The 18,211-nt window shown below is 55.2% G+C and carries 19 protein-coding genes; 11 read left to right on the top strand and 8 right to left on the bottom strand.

Annotated features, from left to right (window positions below; all coding sequences use genetic code 11):
* Positions 1-72: 72 nt before the first annotated feature.
* The gene (locus tag KF947_RS02820) at positions 73-414 is read left to right on the top strand and encodes a zinc ribbon domain-containing protein YjdM (protein ID WP_133732679.1); all 342 of its coding nucleotides are present in this window, start codon (positions 73-75) and stop codon (positions 412-414) included.
* Between the two features lie 95 nt (positions 415-509).
* Here KF947_RS02820 and KF947_RS02815 read toward each other — a convergent pair whose 3' ends face one another.
* Complete coding sequence (locus KF947_RS02815; RefSeq protein WP_133732678.1) at positions 510-713, bottom strand: putative motility protein; 204 nt, start codon at positions 711-713, stop codon at positions 510-512.
* 302 nt (positions 714-1,015) lie between these two features.
* Here KF947_RS02815 and KF947_RS02810 point away from each other — a divergent pair, with 302 nt between their 5' ends.
* The 7 genes from KF947_RS02810 to KF947_RS02780 all read left to right on the top strand — a co-directional run bounded on the left by KF947_RS02810 (position 1,016) and on the right by KF947_RS02780 (position 7,829).
* Positions 1,016-1,480: an SUF system Fe-S cluster assembly regulator gene (locus KF947_RS02810; RefSeq protein WP_133732677.1), complete on the top strand. Its 465-nt coding sequence runs from the start codon at positions 1,016-1,018 to the stop codon at positions 1,478-1,480.
* A 78-nt stretch (positions 1,481-1,558) separates the two neighbouring features.
* Positions 1,559-3,001 (top strand): Fe-S cluster assembly protein SufB, encoded by a 1,443-nt coding sequence (gene sufB, locus KF947_RS02805; RefSeq protein WP_035580285.1) that lies wholly within the window; start codon positions 1,559-1,561, stop codon positions 2,999-3,001.
* A 72-nt stretch (positions 3,002-3,073) separates the two neighbouring features.
* Positions 3,074-3,823: a Fe-S cluster assembly ATPase SufC gene (gene sufC / locus KF947_RS02800; RefSeq protein ID WP_227405390.1), complete on the top strand. Its 750-nt coding sequence runs from the start codon at positions 3,074-3,076 to the stop codon at positions 3,821-3,823.
* Complete coding sequence (gene sufD / locus KF947_RS02795; RefSeq protein WP_133732676.1) at positions 3,820-5,160, top strand: Fe-S cluster assembly protein SufD; 1,341 nt, start codon at positions 3,820-3,822, stop codon at positions 5,158-5,160. Before sufC ends, sufD begins: the two co-directional genes overlap by 4 nt.
* A 26-nt stretch (positions 5,161-5,186) precedes the next feature.
* Positions 5,187-6,482 (top strand): cysteine desulfurase, encoded by a 1,296-nt coding sequence (locus KF947_RS02790; protein WP_227405389.1) that lies wholly within the window; start codon positions 5,187-5,189, stop codon positions 6,480-6,482.
* A gap of 36 nt (positions 6,483-6,518) precedes the next feature.
* On the top strand, positions 6,519-7,088 hold the full coding sequence (sufT, locus tag KF947_RS02785) for a putative Fe-S cluster assembly protein SufT (protein ID WP_133732674.1): 570 nt from the start codon (positions 6,519-6,521) through the stop codon (positions 7,086-7,088).
* Between the two features lie 18 nt (positions 7,089-7,106).
* The gene (locus tag KF947_RS02780) at positions 7,107-7,829 is read left to right on the top strand and encodes a vancomycin high temperature exclusion protein (protein WP_133732673.1); all 723 of its coding nucleotides are present in this window, start codon (positions 7,107-7,109) and stop codon (positions 7,827-7,829) included.
* A gap of 56 nt (positions 7,830-7,885) precedes the next feature.
* On the opposite strand, the gene KF947_RS02775 is transcribed toward KF947_RS02780, so the two are convergent.
* The 4 genes from KF947_RS02775 to KF947_RS02760 form a co-directional block, all read right to left on the bottom strand.
* Positions 7,886-8,332: a hypothetical protein gene (locus tag KF947_RS02775; protein WP_035556972.1), complete on the bottom strand. Its 447-nt coding sequence runs from the start codon at positions 8,330-8,332 to the stop codon at positions 7,886-7,888.
* 87 nt (positions 8,333-8,419) lie between these two features.
* Positions 8,420-9,328 (bottom strand): 30S ribosomal protein S6--L-glutamate ligase, encoded by a 909-nt coding sequence (gene rimK, locus KF947_RS02770; RefSeq protein ID WP_133732672.1) that lies wholly within the window; start codon positions 9,326-9,328, stop codon positions 8,420-8,422.
* A 41-nt stretch (positions 9,329-9,369) separates the two neighbouring features.
* The gene (locus KF947_RS02765) at positions 9,370-9,810 is read right to left on the bottom strand and encodes an ATP-dependent zinc protease (RefSeq protein ID WP_133732671.1); all 441 of its coding nucleotides are present in this window, start codon (positions 9,808-9,810) and stop codon (positions 9,370-9,372) included.
* Between the two features lie 36 nt (positions 9,811-9,846).
* Entirely contained in the window at positions 9,847-10,884 is a 1,038-nt protein-coding gene (locus KF947_RS02760; RefSeq protein WP_133732670.1) for a DUF3549 family protein, read from the bottom strand.
* A 327-nt stretch (positions 10,885-11,211) separates the two neighbouring features.
* Between KF947_RS02760 and KF947_RS02755 the strand changes: the two genes are divergently transcribed.
* On the top strand, positions 11,212-11,547 hold the full coding sequence (locus tag KF947_RS02755; protein WP_133732669.1) for a YqcC family protein: 336 nt from the start codon (positions 11,212-11,214) through the stop codon (positions 11,545-11,547).
* A gap of 80 nt (positions 11,548-11,627) precedes the next feature.
* Here KF947_RS02755 and KF947_RS02750 read toward each other — a convergent pair whose 3' ends face one another.
* Entirely contained in the window at positions 11,628-12,254 is a 627-nt protein-coding gene (locus KF947_RS02750) for an OmpW/AlkL family protein (protein WP_227405388.1), read from the bottom strand.
* A 362-nt stretch (positions 12,255-12,616) separates the two neighbouring features.
* Here KF947_RS02750 and KF947_RS02745 point away from each other — a divergent pair, with 362 nt between their 5' ends.
* On the top strand, positions 12,617-13,255 hold the full coding sequence (locus KF947_RS02745; RefSeq protein WP_227405387.1) for an AAA family ATPase: 639 nt from the start codon (positions 12,617-12,619) through the stop codon (positions 13,253-13,255).
* Between the two features lie 89 nt (positions 13,256-13,344).
* Complete coding sequence (locus tag KF947_RS02740; protein ID WP_227405386.1) at positions 13,345-13,674, top strand: VOC family protein; 330 nt, start codon at positions 13,345-13,347, stop codon at positions 13,672-13,674.
* Positions 13,675-14,055: 381 nt separating this feature from the next.
* On the opposite strand, the gene KF947_RS02730 is transcribed toward KF947_RS02740, so the two are convergent.
* Both KF947_RS02730 and putA read right to left on the bottom strand, forming a co-directional pair.
* Positions 14,056-14,256 carry a type II toxin-antitoxin system ParD family antitoxin gene (locus KF947_RS02730; protein ID WP_227405385.1) on the bottom strand — a complete coding sequence of 67 codons (201 nt, stop codon included), beginning with the start codon at positions 14,254-14,256 and terminating at the stop codon, positions 14,056-14,058.
* A gap of 194 nt (positions 14,257-14,450) precedes the next feature.
* Entirely contained in the window at positions 14,451-18,107 is a 3,657-nt protein-coding gene (gene putA / locus KF947_RS02725) for a bifunctional proline dehydrogenase/L-glutamate gamma-semialdehyde dehydrogenase PutA (protein WP_227405384.1), read from the bottom strand.
* Positions 18,108-18,211 lie beyond the last annotated feature (104 nt).

The raw sequence follows: 18,211 nt of genomic DNA, 5'->3' as shown, positions 1-18,211 counted from the left end.
CATTTTGCGTAACCCGTGTAGGCTCCATCGCTTTCTTAGCCCTTTGTATTAGCCAAGTGATGGAGCCTTCTGATGAGTGACCTGCCTAACTGTCCTGCCTGTGCCTCTGAGTTTAGCTATGATGATGGTCTTCAGTATGTCTGCCCAGAGTGCGGCCATGAGTGGTCAAAAGTGGCAGAAGAAGAGAGCGCTGATGACGCTTCAGGCGTGCGCGATGCCAACGGCAATATGCTAGCCGACGGTGATAGCGTAACGGTGATCAAGGACTTGAAGGTTAAGGGCAGTTCACTGGTGGTTAAAGTGGGCACCAAAGTGAAGAGCATTCGCTTAGTCGAGGGTGATCACGATATCGATTGTAAAATTGACGGTATCGGCCCGATGAAGCTTAAATCCGAATTTGTTAAGAAAGCCTAGCGTTAAAACCGATTGTTAAAAAAATAGCCCCCTGGCGTTGGTCAGGGGGCTATGAGCTTATCTCTTATCTAGCAACACATTTTTGCGTCACTTGTTTACGCAGTGGTATTAATCTGCGTGCCGACGCTGCCACTAGTGGCCAATTGTGGATCCATCGAAACGCCCTCCATCAGGGCGGCAATCTGTGATGCACTGCCATCTAACGCCTGTTTAAAAACGCTGAGCTGGGCCTGTTGGCTTATCTGCACCTGCTGAAGCGCCATTGATGCACTTACCATGTTATTTACCGCTGAATCCATGTCGTCACCTCGAATAGCATTTGCCATCCACAATGATGGCATCTGATACCTAGCCGAAATTACCAGACGCCATCATCAAGTGCAAAGCCATAAGTAGCAAATGATGACTGATGATAGCTTTTTTAAATGATAATGATTGTTGTTTTTGATGCCATCAGCGCCGAACGTGCCGATATTTTGCGTAAATTGCTATCCATTTTGCTCAGGGGCTTCACATCAAATTTATACAGGACTAAAATGGTACTCAATTGACGTGGCGACCATTTGATTCGCTGCGTACTGATGACATAAAGGGAGTCGACATGCTTAAGCTTTCTCGGCTGACAGACTATGCCGCGGTGGTCATGGCGCAAATTGCCCGCCATCCCCAGGCGTCGCATGCAGCGGCAGAGTTAGCAGAGGCCGTGCAGTTGCCCCATCCGACGGTTAGTAAAACGCTCAAAATGCTTGTGCGGGCAGGGCTGCTGGTTTCCCAGCGTGGCGCCCAAGGCGGTTACCGCCTGGCTCGGCCTGCATCGCAGATTACCGCCGCCGATATTATTGCGGCGATTGAAGGCCCCGTCGCCATGACCGAGTGCAGCCAAGCAGAAGGCGATTGTGAGCTTGTGGCTACCTGCGGTGTGGCAGACAACTGGCAGCGGGTCTCCTTGGCCATGCGTACGCTGCTTGAAAGCGTGACGCTGGCGCATCTGGCTGATACAGCGCCAATTAAGCTGCCAGTCCAACTGCCTATTCAAACGATCAGCCTGTCGGCGGCGTCGGCCTAACGGCGGCGCGAGTACAGCAGGCCTAACTTATTATTAAAGGCGATGACCTCGCCACCCAACTGCCCGGAGGGTATCACCATGGCAAGCGAAGAAATGGAACAGTTGGTTCGTCGCGAATACAAAGATGGCTTTGTAACCGATATTGAGAGCGACACTCTGCCACCTGGCCTGGATGAAAACACCATCGCCTTTATTTCCAAAAAGAAGGGCGAGCCGGAGTGGATGCTGGAGTGGCGTCTGGATGCCTACCGCCAGTGGTTGAAGATGAAAGCTCCTTCCTGGGCGCATCTCGACTATCCGCCGATCGATTACCAGTCGATCTCCTATTTCAGTGCACCGAAACGCCCGGAAGACCGCCCGCAAAGCCTGGATGAAGTGGATCCCAAACTGCTGGAGACCTATGAGAAGCTGGGTATCCCGCTGCACGAACGCGCTGCGCTGGCAGGCGTTGCCGTTGATGCGGTGTTTGACTCCGTTTCGGTCGCCACTACCTTCAAAAAGCAGCTGGGCGAAGCAGGGGTTATCTTCTGCTCCATCTCTGAAGCTATCCGCGACTACCCGGAGCTGATCAAGCAGTATTTGGGCACCGTGGTTCCCGTGGCGGACAACTACTTTGCCGCGCTGAACTCAGCGGTGTTTACCGATGGCTCCTTTGTGTTTGTGCCAGAAGGCGTGACTTGCCCGATGGAGCTGTCTACCTACTTCCGTATTAACGCGGCCAACACCGGCCAGTTTGAGCGCACGCTGATTATTTGCGAAAGCCGTGCCCAGGTCTCTTACCTGGAAGGCTGTACCGCACCGATGCGCGACGAAAATCAGCTTCACGCTGCAGTGGTCGAGCTTGTCGCTCTGGATGACGCCTATATCAAATACTCCACCGTGCAGAACTGGTATCCCGGTGATGAAAATGGCGTAGGCGGTATCTATAACTTCGTCACCAAGCGCGGCGACTGCCGCGGCGACCGTTCACGGATCAGCTGGACACAGGTAGAAACCGGCTCGGCGATTACCTGGAAATACCCCTCCTGCGTCCTGCGTGGTAAAGACAGCATTGGAGAATTCTACTCAGTCGCCGTTACCAACGGACGCCAGCAGGCCGATACCGGCACCAAGATGATTCACATTGGCGAAGGTACGCGTTCCTATATCGTTGCCAAGGGTATCTCCGCAGGCAGGAGTGACCAGTCCTATCGCGGCCTGGTGAAAATTGGCCCACGGGCCAAAGGGGCGCGTAACTTTACCCAGTGTGACTCGTTGCTGATTGGCGATAAGTGCGGTGCGCACACCTTCCCTTATCAGGAAATTGGTAACAGCACGGCGACCATTGAGCACGAGGCGACCACCTCGAAAATCGGTGAAGACCAGTTGTTCTACTGCCAGAGCCGCGGTATCTCGGAAGAGGACGCTGTCAGCATGATCGTTAACGGTTTCTGTAAAGACGTCTTCCAAGAGCTGCCCATGGAGTTCGCCGTTGAAGCCGAAGCGCTGCTCAACGTGACCCTGGAAGGCGCGGTCGGCTAACCGCTGGTCATTTATTCCACTTAATATAGTAGTGTCGCCGTAGCGACTCGCCAGAATCAGAAGGTAATCAATATGTTGCAAGTGAATAATTTACACGTCTCCGTCGAAGGTAATGAAATCCTCAAAGGCCTGACCCTGACCATCAAGGCGGGTGAAGTGCACGCCATTATGGGGCCGAACGGCGCGGGTAAATCGACTCTATCCGCGGTGATTGCCGGTAAAGACGGCTACGAAGTCACACAGGGCACGATTACCTTTGAAGGCAAAGACGTGCTGGAGATGGAGATTGAAGAGCGCGCCCAGGCCGGCTTGCTGCTGGGTTTCCAGTACCCGGTGGAGATTCCAGGGGTTAAAAACATCTACCTGCTGAAATCAGCGCTTAATGCCCAGCGGGTAGCCCGTGGCGAAGGCGAAATGCCCGCACCGGAGTTTATGAAGCTGGTCAAAGAAAAGCTGGGCTATATGAAAATGGACGCCAGCTTCCTCCAGCGCGCCGTTAACGAAGGCTTCTCCGGCGGTGAGAAAAAGCGCAATGAGATTTTGCAAATGCTGGTACTACAGCCGAAGCTCGCCATGCTCGATGAGATCGATTCGGGGCTGGATATCGACGCCATGAAAATCGTCGCCGACGGCGTTAACAGCCTGCGCGCTGAAGACCGCGCCATTCTGCTGGTCACCCACTACCAGCGCCTGCTGGATTACATCGTGCCGGATAAAGTTCACGTCCTGGTCGATGGCCGTATTGTCAAAACCGGCGACGCCGAGCTGGCTAAACAGCTGGAAGCCAACGGGTACGAAGGTATCGAGGAGTCTGTGGCATGAGCGATACGCAAACCTTTTTAGATACGCTGAAGGCGCGCAGCTCGAACTACACGGCGGAGCCCACCTGGATCGCCGCGCGTCGCCAAGCCGGTGCCGCGCGTTTTGAAGCGCTGGGTTTCCCCACTCGCCGTGATGAAGAGTGGAAGTACACTGACGTGCGCTCGATTGCCCAGGGCAACTTTGCCCTCGCCGACAACGCCGAGTTCTCACCGGCCAGTGCCGCGGCGCTAACGCTGCCGATTGATGCTTACCGGCTGACGTTTGTGGATGGCGTTTTCTCATCGGCGCTCTCAGACTTAGACACACTGCCGTCAAGCGTTCAGGTGTTACCGCTCTCCAAGGCGCTAGCAGAGAACCACGAAGCCGTGGGTGGGCCGCTGGGGCGTTTAACCGGGGTTGATTTCTCACCCTTCGCGGCGCTAAACACTGCCTTTATGGAAGAGGGTGCAGTGGTTCGCATTGCACCGGGAACAGTGGTTGAAAAGCCCATTCTGCTGCAGTTTCTGTCCCGTGCGGGCCAGCCAGTAATGTGCCACCCGCGTGTATTGGTAGAAGCAGGCGGGCGCAGTGAAGCGACGCTGATCGAGCACTATACCGGCGAAAGCGAAGCGACTAACTTTACCAATGTGGTTGGCGAGCTGATGCTTGACCGGGGCGCGATCCTGGCCCACTACAAGCTGCAAGAAGCGCCGCTGGGTGATTTGCACGTGGCGAGCATTCACGTAGAGCAAGGTCGCGATACGCGCTATACCTCCTACAACCTGAGCCTGGGCGGCGCGCTGGTGCGTAACGACTTGATCAGTGACTTGAATGGCCAGGGCGCCGAAACCAACTTCCTGGGCCTGTTCTTTGGTCAGGGTCGTCAGCATGTCGACAACCACACCAAGGTCAACCACAATGCGCCGCTGACGTTCTCCAATGAGAACTACAAGGGCATTCTGGATGACCGCGCCCACGGGGTGTTTAACGGCAAGGTGTACGTCAAGCGTGATAGTCAGAAGATTGAAGGCTTTCAGAGTAACCAAAACCTGCTGCTATCGGATCGCGCCCACATCGATGCCAAGCCGGAGCTTGAGATCTATGCGGATGACGTCAAGTGCTCACACGGCACGACTACAGGTCAGTTAGACGAAGAGGCAATCTACGCGCTGCGTACCCGCGGTATCGATGAAGCCACTGCCCGGGGGCTGCTCACGCTCGCTTTTGCTGGCGAGGTGTTGGACAAAGTCACTCTGGATGAGATTGCCGAGCGCGTTGAATTAGCGGTCGCCGGCAAGCTGCCAGAGCGCTTCAATCTTGCCGGGCTTGTCGAAGCGGCGGTTTCACTTAACGACTAGCGCCACTACCCACTCAGGAGCGTCTGATGCCACATTCCGTTATTGAGCCAACGCCTAGCCCGTTTGAAACAGGCACTGTGCAAGCAAGCCCTGCGCAAGCGACCTTTGATGTTATGCGCCTGCGTCAGGACTTTCCGGTACTAGCCCGTGAGGTGCATGGCAAGCCGCTGATCTATTTAGACAATGCGGCCACTAGCCAAACGCCTCAGCAGGTGATTGACGTGTTTAGCGATTACTACTCGCGCTATAACGCCAATATTCACCGCGGGCTGCATACCCTCGCCGATGAGGCGACGGCGGCGTTTGAAGGTACGCGCCACCGGGTTAAGGCGTTCCTGAATGCGGAAAATGCGCGTCAGATCATCTTTACCCGCGGTACCACGGAAGCTATCAACTTAGTCGTGCACAGCTGGGGGCGCGCAAATCTTGCTCCCGGCGATGAAGTGCTGATTTCCATGTTGGAGCACCACTCCAATATTGTTCCATGGCAGCTGTTGGCCGCCGAGATTGGCTTTACCATCAAGGTGATTCCCGTGGAGGCCAACGGCGCATTGGATATGGCTGCCTATCGCTCGCTGCTGAGTGAGCGTACTAAGCTGGTGGCGGTGAATCATGTCTCTAATGCCCTGGGAACCATTAACCCGGTGCAAGAGATGGCAACCCTTGCCCATCAGCAGGGTGCGCTGATTTTGATTGATGGTGCTCAGGCAGCACCTCACCAAGTGGTCGATGTGCAGGCCATTGATGCCGACTTCTATGCTTTCTCTGGCCACAAAGTGTACGGGCCGACAGGCGTTGGCGTCCTCTACGGCAAGCAGGCACTGCTTGAAGCCATGCCACCCTGGCAGGGCGGTGGCGAGATGATCAGCACCGTCTCTTTTGATGCGGGCACCACCTTTGCTGCTATTCCGCATAAGTTTGAAGCGGGCACGCCCGCTATTGCGGAGGTCATTGCCCTGGGTCGAGCGCTTGAGTGGATGGAGAGCATTGGCATAGACGCCATCGGTGCCTGGGAAGGCCAGTTGCTCGATCACGCTACCCAGGCGGTTGGTCAAATCGATGGTCTGCGTATTTTGGGCACTGCGCCGGAGAAGGCGGCCGTTCTTTCCTTTATTGTGGAAGGGGCGCATTCGCAAGATATTGGCCTGCTGATCGATCAGCTTGGCGTCGCCATTCGTACCGGTCACCACTGCGCGCAGCCCTTGTTGCACCATTTCGGGGTCGATGCGACGTGCCGTGCTTCATTCGCGGCGTATAATACCCTCGAAGAAGTGAATCGCTTTGTTGAAGCACTCCAACGTGTCATTGGTATGGTGCGTTAAGGTCGGTTCTTTAAGAATCGTCATTTAAGGACAGTTATGGATCTTGAGCAAGTTGCCAGCCTAGAGCGTGGCCAACAGCTACCGCTACAGCGTGATGTGGAGGCTATTGCCATTCCATTTGGCAGTACGGAAACACTGGCTGAAGATAGCGTTGTTAGCGTTATGCAGGCGAAAGGCAGTACGGTAAGCGTCGGTTTTGAAGGGCGCCTCTACCTGATTGAGGGGCGCAACCTGGATGCTTTGGGGCTTGAGTCGCTACCGCGGCCTACGCTGCCGGAAACGGCGACCGAGGAGGAGATTGAGCAGTTCGTGTGGGAACAGCTGCGCACCTGCTTTGACCCGGAGATACCGGTCAATATCGTTGACTTAGGGCTTGTCTACGGCTGCCGCATTGAGCGCCTTATCAGTGGTGAGCGTATGGTGACAATCCGCATGACGCTAACGGCCCCTGGGTGTGGGATGGGCGATGTGATCGCGGCGGATGCGCGCAATAAGATCCTCGGTGCGCCGCAGATCAGCAAGGTTCACACCGAAATAGTCTTCAGTCCGCCCTGGAGCCGTGACATGATGAGTGACGAGGCCAAGCTTGAACTCGGCATGTTCTAACCCCGGCTGGGGAGCTGGATGCATAACCTTTTGTTGAAATGGCTAAAGCGTTTATTAATGTCGCTAGGAGCACTGTCGCTGCTGGCGACATTGCTGTTTATAGGCGGCAATTTTTGGGTGCTCGCGACGACCGCCGCATATATTGAGCGTCAGCCGCAGCAGTGTCGTCCAGCAGAGGTGGGGATTGTCTTCGGTACGTCTCACTGGACGCGCAGCGGTGTGCGAAACCCGCACTTCCATGCGCGCATGCGAACCGCTGCGACTTTAATTGAGCAGTCCCAGGTCGAGCATCTTTTGCTCTCCGGGGATAATCGTACCCAGGCGTATAACGAGCCGCGTGCAATGTGGCGCGAGCTGTATCGCCGCGGCGTCGCGTCTGAGCAGTTGACCATGGACTTTGCTGGTTTTAGCACCTACGACACGCTAGCGCGTGCTCGGGATGTGTTTCAGCTTGATAAAGCTCTGCTCATCACCCAGAGCTGGCATCTTCCCCGAGCGGTATATATTGGGCGCGAGCTAGGTATCGATGTCACTGGCTGTGTGGCGGATGATCCCACCGTAGCAGTGGGTTGGCGTTTAAAGCTGCGCGAATGGGCAGCGCGCGTAGCTACCCTGGGCGATCTCTATGTGTGGGGGAGGGAGCCCTATTTTCTCGGTACGCCTGAGCCTATCGAGTTACCCAGGCAGACGCCCATAGACCTCATTCTGCCATCGCTCAACGAGCGCTTTAGCCCACCATAACCCTTTGAGACCATAGACAGCTAGCTTAAAGCCTCTAGCTATGTGTCTATAGAGCGTTAGCGATGGGTTTTACGCTTTTGCAGCGCATACAGCTCGCGAATAAGCTTACGACACCCCTGCATGCACTCTTCTACCACCGGTTCGATGGGGTCGGGTAAGGGGTGGGTATACAGCGAGGAGAGCGCCTGCATTAATACACGCTCTTGCTCCAATAGCTCATTGATGAGTACTTGGCTATCGTTGCCGACGAAGCTTTTTAGACGGCTCCAAAGCCATAAGAAGTCATCGCGCTCAACGTCTGCATCCCGGGGCAGCATTTTCAAATGCGCACGGGCAAGCTCCTGCAACTTGCGCATCTGCTTGAGCCGCGCAGTGTAATGCGGCTTTAAAGCGTCACGCAGCGAGGGCCGCAGGCGTTCGATATTGTCTTGGAAATAATCAATGCTATCGGCCAGCGCTTCCAATACGCTGTCCATCGCCACTTGGCGATTATCGAGAAACATGAGCGTCTACCTCCTTCGGTGACGCAGATTGTGGGGGTGACAGCGACTATTTGCCACCCCCGAAGCGGATTATTTTAATATTTTGCCTTAGCCTTTAGGCTTGGGCGGCGCTTTACGGGCTGGTGTGGCGTTTCTTTCAATGTGTTCAATGATCATTCCTGCAATATCCTTGCCGGTGGCGTTCTCAATGCCCTGCAAACCAGGCGAAGAGTTAACCTCCATAATCACCGGACCGTGATTGGATCGGAGTAAATCGACACCTGCAACGCGCAGCCCCATGGCTTTAGCTGCACGGATAGCCGTTGAGCGCTCTTCAGGGGTGATCCGGATCACGCTAGCGGAGCCACCGCGGTGTAGGTTCGAGCGGAACTCACCATCCGCCGCCTGACGCTTCATCGAGGCGACTACCTTATCGCCGATCACCAAGCAGCGAATATCGGCGCCACGCGCCTCTTTAATGTACTCCTGCACCATTATATTGGCTTTCATACCCATGAACGCCTGAATCACAGATTCTGCCGCTTGATTAGTTTCCGCCAATACCACGCCAATCCCCTGGGTACCTTCCAGCAGCTTGATGACCAGTGGTGCACCTTTAACCATGGTGATCAGGTCGGGAATGTCGTCCGGTGAGTGGGCGAAGCCGGTAATCGGCAGCCCCAACCCTTTGCGCGATAGCAGCTGCAGTGAGCGCAATTTATCCCGCGAACGGGTAATCGAGACGTTATCGTTGATAACGTAGGTGCCCATCATCTCAAACTGACGCAACAGCGCGCAGCCATAAAAGGTGACTGATGCACCAATGCGCGGGATCACCGCATCGAAAGGCTCAATCTCTTGGCCTTTATAGTGGATCGAAGGGTGGTGCGAGGTAATGCTCATATAGCAGCGCAGCGTGTCCACCACGCGGGCGGTATGCCCGCGCTGCTCTGCGGCTTCAACCAAGCGGCGGGTAGAGTACAAATTGCGATTGCGTGACAGCAGAGCGATATGCATTTAAAGGACTCCGAGCCTAGATAAAGGCGACTTATAAAGGGTTAAGGCTCACCGTGCAAGAATGCAGCACCGGGTGCAACCATGAGGCGGCGCATGGCGCGGCGTCCTAGCAGCATTGGGTGACGCATATTGCTGCGGTCAGTAAGGGTGAGTTCAACAGGGAAATTCAAATCGCCCATCTGCATAGGGGTGCGAATAACATAACGCCACTCGCTATGACCGTTGGAGCTAGTAATGCGGCGCCGATCATGCAAGTGCAAACTGTAGCGGTGGGCCGGCGTTGTCGGGCCACCACTGTGGGTAATAAAGCTGACCCACAGTTGGCCATGTTCATCTTCATGCGTCTCTATATCTTCTGCATGCAGAGCAGAAGTACGCGCGCCCGTGTCTGCTTTACAGCATAGGTGAAGCCCTAGTTCAGGTAGCGTCACCATCTCGCGGCGGCCAATGACCGCTTTGGCCTGATAGGGTAATTCCTTCACGGCTCACTCCTTGCAATTAAAAGTGACAACATTGGCTCAAGCATTCCTCTTTGACATCATCAGGGTCAAACGGTGTTGAATAGGAGAGCCAGTAGGCGCATCCCGTAGAGCCATCATGACCGGTAAGCGTAGCCTGGGTATTAACGCAATATCACGTACTACGGCGGCAAAATCGCTACGCTCATCTTCCGCTAAGCGTTGCAGAAAAAGCGGCAGGCGCTGAGCGTCTTCAAGATAGCCCCAACCACGCCCGGCTATTGCAGCGAGTACATCCGGCCCACAGGCCGCTGTGTCATTGAGTAAGGCCGTGTACCAATTGCCCACCGATGATGCTTCAGTATTGCCTACTGCACGCAGACAGGCACACAGCGTTTCAATGTCGCCCGCTTGTGCGGCGGCTTCGCCGCGACGCTGCAGTGCGTCGACTAACGCCTGTGGCAATGGTTGGTGCTCTAAACAGTAGCACAAGGAGTGGATAACGGCGGTGGGTAGTTCAGGCAAACGCGGTGCTAACGAATCAGCGTCAAGCCTTTCCATACGAACGACGTAATCGGCAATCCCTTGTAACCCCAACGCCTGCCAATCGATTACTTGCTGGCCGCTCAAGTAGGCCTCAACCGGCTCAAAATGCTGGCTGGCAGGCAGCCCACGCGCATGGGTGGCGCGTGCATTGAGCATGGCCTGGAAGGTGACGCTAGGCGTGAAGGCGAGGGGATTATCCTTCATTAAGTGATCCACGTCCGCTGTTTCTTCACGACCCACGTTAGAAACCGCGCGCCCCAGTGTTTCCAACAGTCGGTTTAAAAACGCATCGCGCTGGGCGGGGGCAATCATTCCCTGCTCATCCAGTGGCAAGGCTAAGAACCAAATGGCAGGCTCGGGCATATCGCCAAGGCGGAACACAATGGCCAAGCGAGCTTGTCCTTGCCAGGGTTCAGGCCAGGCCAGTTCGCCACTTTCAAAAGCAGCAAGTGACTCCCGCGAGCATGGGACGACATGGCGCCCCATATGGTAAAGGGAAACCTCGCCACCGCTGCGGGTAAAAAACTCATCAAGGGTTTGAATTGGTTGCATGACATCCTTCCGTGTTGCAAGCCTGCACTCTACCTTGCTGATGTGGCACTGTCAGCCGAGTGGCTGATAAAACATGGTGTTAATGGCAGTGTCTCAATGCATTAGCTTTAATGACAATACGGTTAAAAATTAATCAACTGTGCGAAAGCCCCATGAGAGCAAGCGTTGCGACACCTTTCCATAGTTTATCCACAGGCTCGTGCAGGTTTTCTGTGAGTCTATGGATAACTTCTCGCAAGCGTTGATAAGTGGCAAGGCACCCACGGAGTGGGGATAATGGTCAGACGCCACATATTTTTCATTTTCGAGGTAGTGACAAACGATTATATGAGTACTTATCAACCGCTGCAGACAGCGCTTCTAGAGCTAGAGGCGTCGATGAAAGCCGCCGATCTATGGCGAATGCCAACACCCGATGCAGAGGCGTTTGCCAGCCAGCAGCCATTTTGCATCGACACGATGTCGCTGCCTCAATGGATACGCTTTGTGTTTATTGCCCGCTTGAACGCTTTGATTGATGCCCGTGCTGCCATGCCCGCAAAGTGCGAGGTTGCCCCCGCTGTGGCGGCCTATTTGCAGCAGGAAAAAACACCTGCCCATCACCAACTGCTCATCGTCCGGGCGGTAGAGAAGGTCGACCAGATCGTCACTGAAAGCACTTAAAACAGCGTGCCACTAAACGCACAAAGCCCGCCGTGAGGCAGGCTTTGTGGATAACATCCGCTAGCGGATTTGCAAGCGATTTAGAAGCGGTAACTGAGGCCTGCCATGACCACGAGAGGGTCGATCTCAACGGTACCCGCTGCTGCACCATTGACCTTCGCATCGGTATCGATATCGATGTACCAAGCCGCGGCGTTCAGCGCCCAGTGGTCATCAATCAGTAGATCGACACCTACTTGGCCCGCCGCGCCCCAGGAGTCATCCAGCTCTAAATCGCCAATTGTCAGCTCTTCATCGGAGAATAAGGTGTAGTTAATACCGGCGCCGACATAAGGCTGTACACGAGACTGAGTGCCGCCTAGTGGGTAGTACTGCAGCGTCAGGGTAGGCGGTAAGTGCTTGGTCGAAGCAATATTAGCGCCGTTCAAATGAATGTCGTGCTCAAACGGCAGCGCCGCCAGCAGTTCTACGCCGACTTTATCGTGGAAGCGATAGCCAAGGGTGAACGCGAAATTGGTTTCATCCTGTACATCCACTGATAGCGCACCGTTGGCCAGTGAGCCGTTGTCGCTGGTGGGGGCAACTTTAGCAACACCCACGCGGGTGAAGAAATCGCCAGCGCCGTAGGCGAATGCCTGACTGCTGGTCATTATTGCCGCAGCGGCAACAGTGGTTACAAGTAGGGTAGGCAGGGCGGCTTTACGCATGGGTTCACTCCTGGGGTCAAGATTAGACGGCCTTTCGATAGCCGCTTAACGATGAAGCCAGTGTAACGAGACCCAGGGAGTGGATTATTGATCCAGGGCAAGAGTTATTAGACAAGGGGGGTTAGAGGGAGGGGCGGCTGGAGAGACCTAATTCAGAAGTGGGCTGCTTGCCCATTTGTATGGATGCATGCGCAGTGATGTGAAGTACTTTTAGTCTGTAATGCGTGTTTTTTCTGATACGCTCAGCAAGAGGTATAATCAAATATTGCCAGGATATTGTTTATAAAAATAAATTAAAACAGCGAGTTGTAAAACATCTACTCGTGTTTATAGGCAATGCGAAAAGATGGTCAGGAATGAGCATGCGCTTTTTTCTAGCGAGCATTCGAATGAGAGTTGGTAATTTGCCCATTACTATTAACGCCTTGGAGTTTTTTCATGGTGTTACGCTGGCTAGGAAAATACGTATGCGTAGAAATAAACTGCTATGCAATACGAGGCAAGAAATGAAGAAAGGAGTGTTGACATTTTTCTGCGGGAAAATGGGGGCAGGGAAAACTACAAAGTCTCTTGAAGTTTCCCAAGAACGAAACGCCGTACTGCTTTCAGAAGACGAGTGGCTTGCGTCGGTTTATCCCGATAGCATTACAACACTGGAAGATTACGTAAAATATGCTGGACGGCTCAAACCTCAAATGAAGAAGCTGGCTCAGTCGATCTTGTCGTCAGGCACTAATGTGGTAATGGACTTTCCTGCAAATACGACTCCGCAACGAAAATGGCTTAGAAGCGTCTTTTCAGAGATTCAGGCTCCCCATGAGCTAATTTACATTGACCAGCCAAATGATATCTGCTTAGAGCAGATAGCCAAAAGGCGTGCAGAACAACCGCAGAGAGCGGCGACGGATACTGAAGAGATGTTTGAGCAGGTTACAAAGTACTTTGTTGCGCCCACACCTGATGAAGGGTTTAACATAACTGTAATTTCGGAAAATGGATAACAGACGCAGGTACAGCGACTGCTTGTACGTTTCGGCTGCGCCTTTATTACAAAGCCGCGCACGCTCAGCGTTAGTCATTCTGGTGAATTATGAAACTTGATTTGTTCGTGCTGCGGTGCAGCGATTTGCGGGCCAGCAAGCAGTTTTATGAGCAGCTCGGTTTCAGCTTCGTGGAAGAGCAGCACGACCACGGGCCAGTACATTACTCGTCAGAAAATGTGGGATTTGTATTCGAGTTGTATCCATTGGTTAGCAGCGAATCAGTAGACAACACGCGACTAGGATTTTCAGTGGAAGGTCTGGACAATATCATCCCAGACTTAGACTTAGTGGATCAGTATGAGTTTGGCGGAAAGCATGTTTATATCGTCCAAGATCCTGATGGCAGAAAGGTTGAACTTAGTGAGCAGAAACCATAACAAGCGGCATCACGGCGACCACTGGCAAGTAGAGAAAGAGCTTGAGCTGGCGGTGCCGACACTGTTCAAGGTAGGACTGTTTGAACTATTTGCGCCTGATGATTTGATAAACCGCTCTAATCCTGGGCGTCGTTTTGTAGGCGAGCTTGCAAAAGGCTACTTGTCAGAAGCAAGAGGCGCCCTCCTACAACAGATAGTTGGCTTAGTGGCTACGATCAGAATTGTGAGACTCAAAATGGTCGTTTAATAATAAATCTACATTATATAACGAATAACTTTTTAAGTAGACGTTCCTCTGCTCCTTACCCTAGCGGCGCTGTGTAAATAAAGCAATATCTCTTAAATCCGCTTTGGTAGCTAGGGTGAGAGTGAATAACGCTATTAGTTGCTTTTTTCACTATCAAACTCATTGATAAAGCTGTTGAGGTCATAGTCAGCGTCACCGCTTTGTTCCCCCTCGATAAGCAGTTGCCTGAGTGTATATAGTTTGGCTTCCTGGTTTTCGAGTAGACGTAGGGCTGAACGAATAACTTCGCTCGCAGAACCGTATCGACCACTTTGTACTTGCGTGGTACCCCTCATTTTGTCGGGCTGGTAGCCTGAACGGTCGCGAGCTAAAGCTACCTCCCGCAAGTGCCATTATCTGTCTAGCAGAAGTCATTCCGCACTAAGTAACTAAGAGTCGGAAAACTCGGCTACCAGATAAAAAAAGCCACTAACGAGTAGTGGCTAATTTTGATCGCTTAGACATTGATCCGCGTTTTCTTAGCGTCGACCTATTCAGCCGTTGCCAACAGGCTGGCGTTACCGCCCGCCGCGGTGGTGTCGATGCATAGATGGCGTTCTACCACGTAGCGATCCGGCGAGATGGTCTGGGTCTCTAGTGGCACGATGGCACCGTCGCGCTTGGCCAGCGCAATCCGCAGTTCACGTGTCCAGTCGCTGTTGCCAGCGGCGGCGACTGCCGCAATCCCTTTGATCTCGCTCAACGTCTCGGCTGAAACGCTGCCATCAAGCCCGGCCACTGGCACTCCGGCGTCGATCAGGGGCTTCACGGCCTGCTCGGCACCTGGTGCCACGATGACAGCGGCACAGCCCGTGCCTAAGGCCTGTGCTGCTTGAGCAATGGCGATATCCAGCGTCGGCCCGAGACACAGAACAGAGCCCTTCGGATACATTGCCAGACGGTTGCTTTCACCTGTCGGTCCCGGCAGTGTCTGGGACGTCATGTCCAACGCTGCTGTTTCGGCAAGCGCCTTGCGGATCACGCCACCTTTACCGGAGAGCGCCTTGCGCAGTACCTCGATGCGATTGGGTCGTGCTGCCCAGTTACGTGCATCTAGCCCGTCGAGAGCCGATTGGAGATCGCTAAGTGATACTGCGCTCCCCTTAGGCGTCTCGTGTAGCTCGGCGTCGGCGGTGCGGCGGAAACGAGTGACATAGAGCGGGCCGCCAGCTTTGGGTCCGGTACCTGAGAGGCCCTCGCCGCCGAACGGTTGAGAGCCGACGATGGCACCGATCTGGTTACGGTTGACGTAGACGTTGCCGACATGGATGCGCTCGACGATCTGCTGCACGCGGTCATCAATGCGGGTATGCAGACCGAATGTCAGCCCGTAGCCCTTACCATTGATGTCGTCGACAACCTTGTCGATATCCCGCGCCTTGAAGGTGGCCACGTGCAGCACCGGGCCGAAGATTTCTCGTTCGAGATCTTCAATGCCCCCAACCTCGATCACCGCCGGGGTGACAAAGGTGCCGGTGTCCGGCGCAGACAGCTTCTTCAGCACTTTTCCAGCTTTCTCATTCGACGCCACGTAGTCGCTGATTTCCTGTTGGGCATCGACGTCGATCACAGGCGAAACGTCGGTATCCGTGTTCCAGGGGTCGCCAATGGTGAGTGCGTCCATGGCGCCGTAGAGCATGTTGAGCAGGCGGTCTCGGGCCTCTTCCTGGACATACAGCATGCGCAGCGCGGAACAGCGCTGACCAGCTGACTGGAAGGAGGAGATCAGGATATCGCGCACAGCCTGTTCGGTCAGCGCCGTGGAGTCGACGATCATGGAGTTCAGGCCGCCGGTCTCGGCGATCAGCACGGCGTCAGGGCCTGCGTTGTCTGCCAGGGCCTTGTGGATGATCTGCGCCACCGGGGTTGAGCCGGTGAAGCAGACGCCAGCGATACGTGGATCGCTGGTCAGCGGGCCGCCCACCGTTGGGCCGTCGCCAGGCAACAACTGCAGTGCCGCTTCCGGTAGGCCAGCCTCACGCATCAACTCGACGGCGCGAGCGGCGATCAGGGGCGTCTGCTCGGCGGGCTTGGCGATGACCGCGTTGCCAGCGACTAACGCTGCAGCGATCTGCCCGGTAGTGATGGCCAGCGGGAAGTTCCACGGGCTAATGCAGACGAAGATGCCACGGGCGTTGCCGGGTTCTTCCGCTTCCAACCGCTCGCCTTCGTTGGCGTAGTAGCGCAGGAAATCCACCGCCTCACGCACTTCCGCGATGCCATCGAACATCATCTTGCCCGCTTCGCGGGTGGTGATCACGGTCAGCTCGGCGATGTGCTCTTCGTAGAGATCAGCGGTGCGGCGTAGCACCGCAGCGCGTTCGGCAGCAGGGCGTGACGACCATTCGCGGAAGCCTTCTTCGGCGGCGTCAAGGGCAGTCGCCACTTCTTCTGGTGTGGCTTCATGCACCTTGCCGATCACCCGCGAGCCGTCGGCGGGGGAGACGGCATCGCGAGCAGGCCCTTGGGGGGCGGGGCTTCCCAGCAGCATGGGGCCTGCCGTCCAGGTGGCGTCGGCAAACGCTTCGCGAGCGTTGAGCAGCGGCAGGATCGAGGCGGGTTCGTTGATGCGGTAACCTTTGGAGTTCTTGCGCTCGGGCTCGAACAGCTCGCCAGGCTGGCGGATCAACGGGCTTGAGACATCGTTGCCGAGTTGCTTAAAGCCTTCAATGGGATCTCTTGAGACTTCGCTCGCCGGAATCGAACTGTCCACTACCTGGTTGACGAACGAGGAGTTTGCGCCATTCTCCAGCAGGCGGCGTACCAGGTAGGCCAGCAGGTCACGGTGCGCGCCAACAGGGGCGTAGATGCGACAGTGCGTACCTTCTGACTCCTTGACGATGTGGTGCAGCGATTCGCCCATGCCATGCAGGCGCTGGAACTCGTAGCTGTCCTTATCGCTGCCCGCCATCTCCACGACGGCGGCGCAGGTGTGGGCGTTATGAGTCGCGAACTGCGGATAGATGCGGTCACGCCGGTCGAGCAGCATTTGCGCGCAGGCCATGTAGCTGACATCGGTGTTGACCTTGCGAGTGAAGACCGGGAAGGTCTTGACCCCCATTTCCTGGGAGAGCTTGATTTCGGTATCCCAGTAGGCACCCTTAACCAGCCGCACCATGATTTTGCGATCAAACCGCTCGGCGAGTTCGTAGAGTGTCTCAATCATGGGCGCGGCACGGCGCCCGTAGGCTTGCACGACGACCCCGAAGCCATCCCATCCGTCCAGACTGGGGTCAGCCATTAGCGCCTCAATCACGTCGAGGGAGAGATCCAACCGATCCTGCTCTTCGGCGTCGATATTGAAACCGATATTGGCCTTGGCCGCTTGCTGCACCAATTCTTTGGCGCGTGGCAACAGCTCTGCCATCACCGTGTCACGGTGAGTGTATTCATAACGTGGGTGCAGCGCCGAGAGCTTCACCGAAATGCCGGGGCTACCGCGTACATCACCTTTGGCTTGCTCGGCAATGGCGGAAATCGCCTTGGCATAAGCCTCATGATAGCGGACGGCATCTTCGTCGGTGCGCGCCGCTTCGCCCAGCATATCGTAGGAGTAGGTGTAGCCCTGTTTCTCGAGCTCACGGGCATTCTTCATGCCTTCTTCGATGGTTTGACCAAGCACGAACTGGCGGCCGAGAATCTTCATCGACTGACCAACCGCCTTGCGCACCACCGGCTCGCCCATGCGGCGTACCAGTCCGCGCAGCGCTCGGGTCGGGCCCTTGGGGTCTTCTTCCAGCACCTTGCCGGTCAGCAGCAGCGCCCAGGTAGAGGCATTGACCATTGAAGACGAAGACTTGCCCAGGTGGGCGCCCCAGTCGGAGGGCTCAATCTTGTCGTGGATCAGGTCGTCGATGGTTTCCGCATCGGGCACGCGCAGTAGCGCTTCTGCCAGACACATTAGGCCGACGCCCTCAGTAGTCGAGAGCCCGTACTCGGCCAGGAACGCCTCCATCATCGAGGGCGACCTTTCCTTACGCACACGCTCCACGTAGTTGGCGCCGACGGCGGCAACCTTCTTGCGGTCGTCTTCCGAAAGCTTGATGCGCTCGATAAGCCCGTGCAGCACATCTGCCTCGTTGGCATCATAATGACTGCGAATGCGTGAGCGTAGATCACTCACGTCGCTCTGCAGATGATCGTTCATACAGGGTCTCTCCTTGCTAGCCGACAGTTTGGCGTTGCTGCGCCGGTTAGGATGTAGTCGTTCTCAAACCTGAAGAGGGCTCCCGCGGGAGCCCTCTTGATACG

Origin of the sequence: Halomonas sp. FeN2, assembly GCF_020595105.1 — a bacterium.
GTDB lineage: Bacteria > Pseudomonadota > Gammaproteobacteria > Pseudomonadales > Halomonadaceae > Vreelandella > Vreelandella neptunia.
This window is presented reverse-complemented; position numbering and strand designations above follow the sequence as displayed.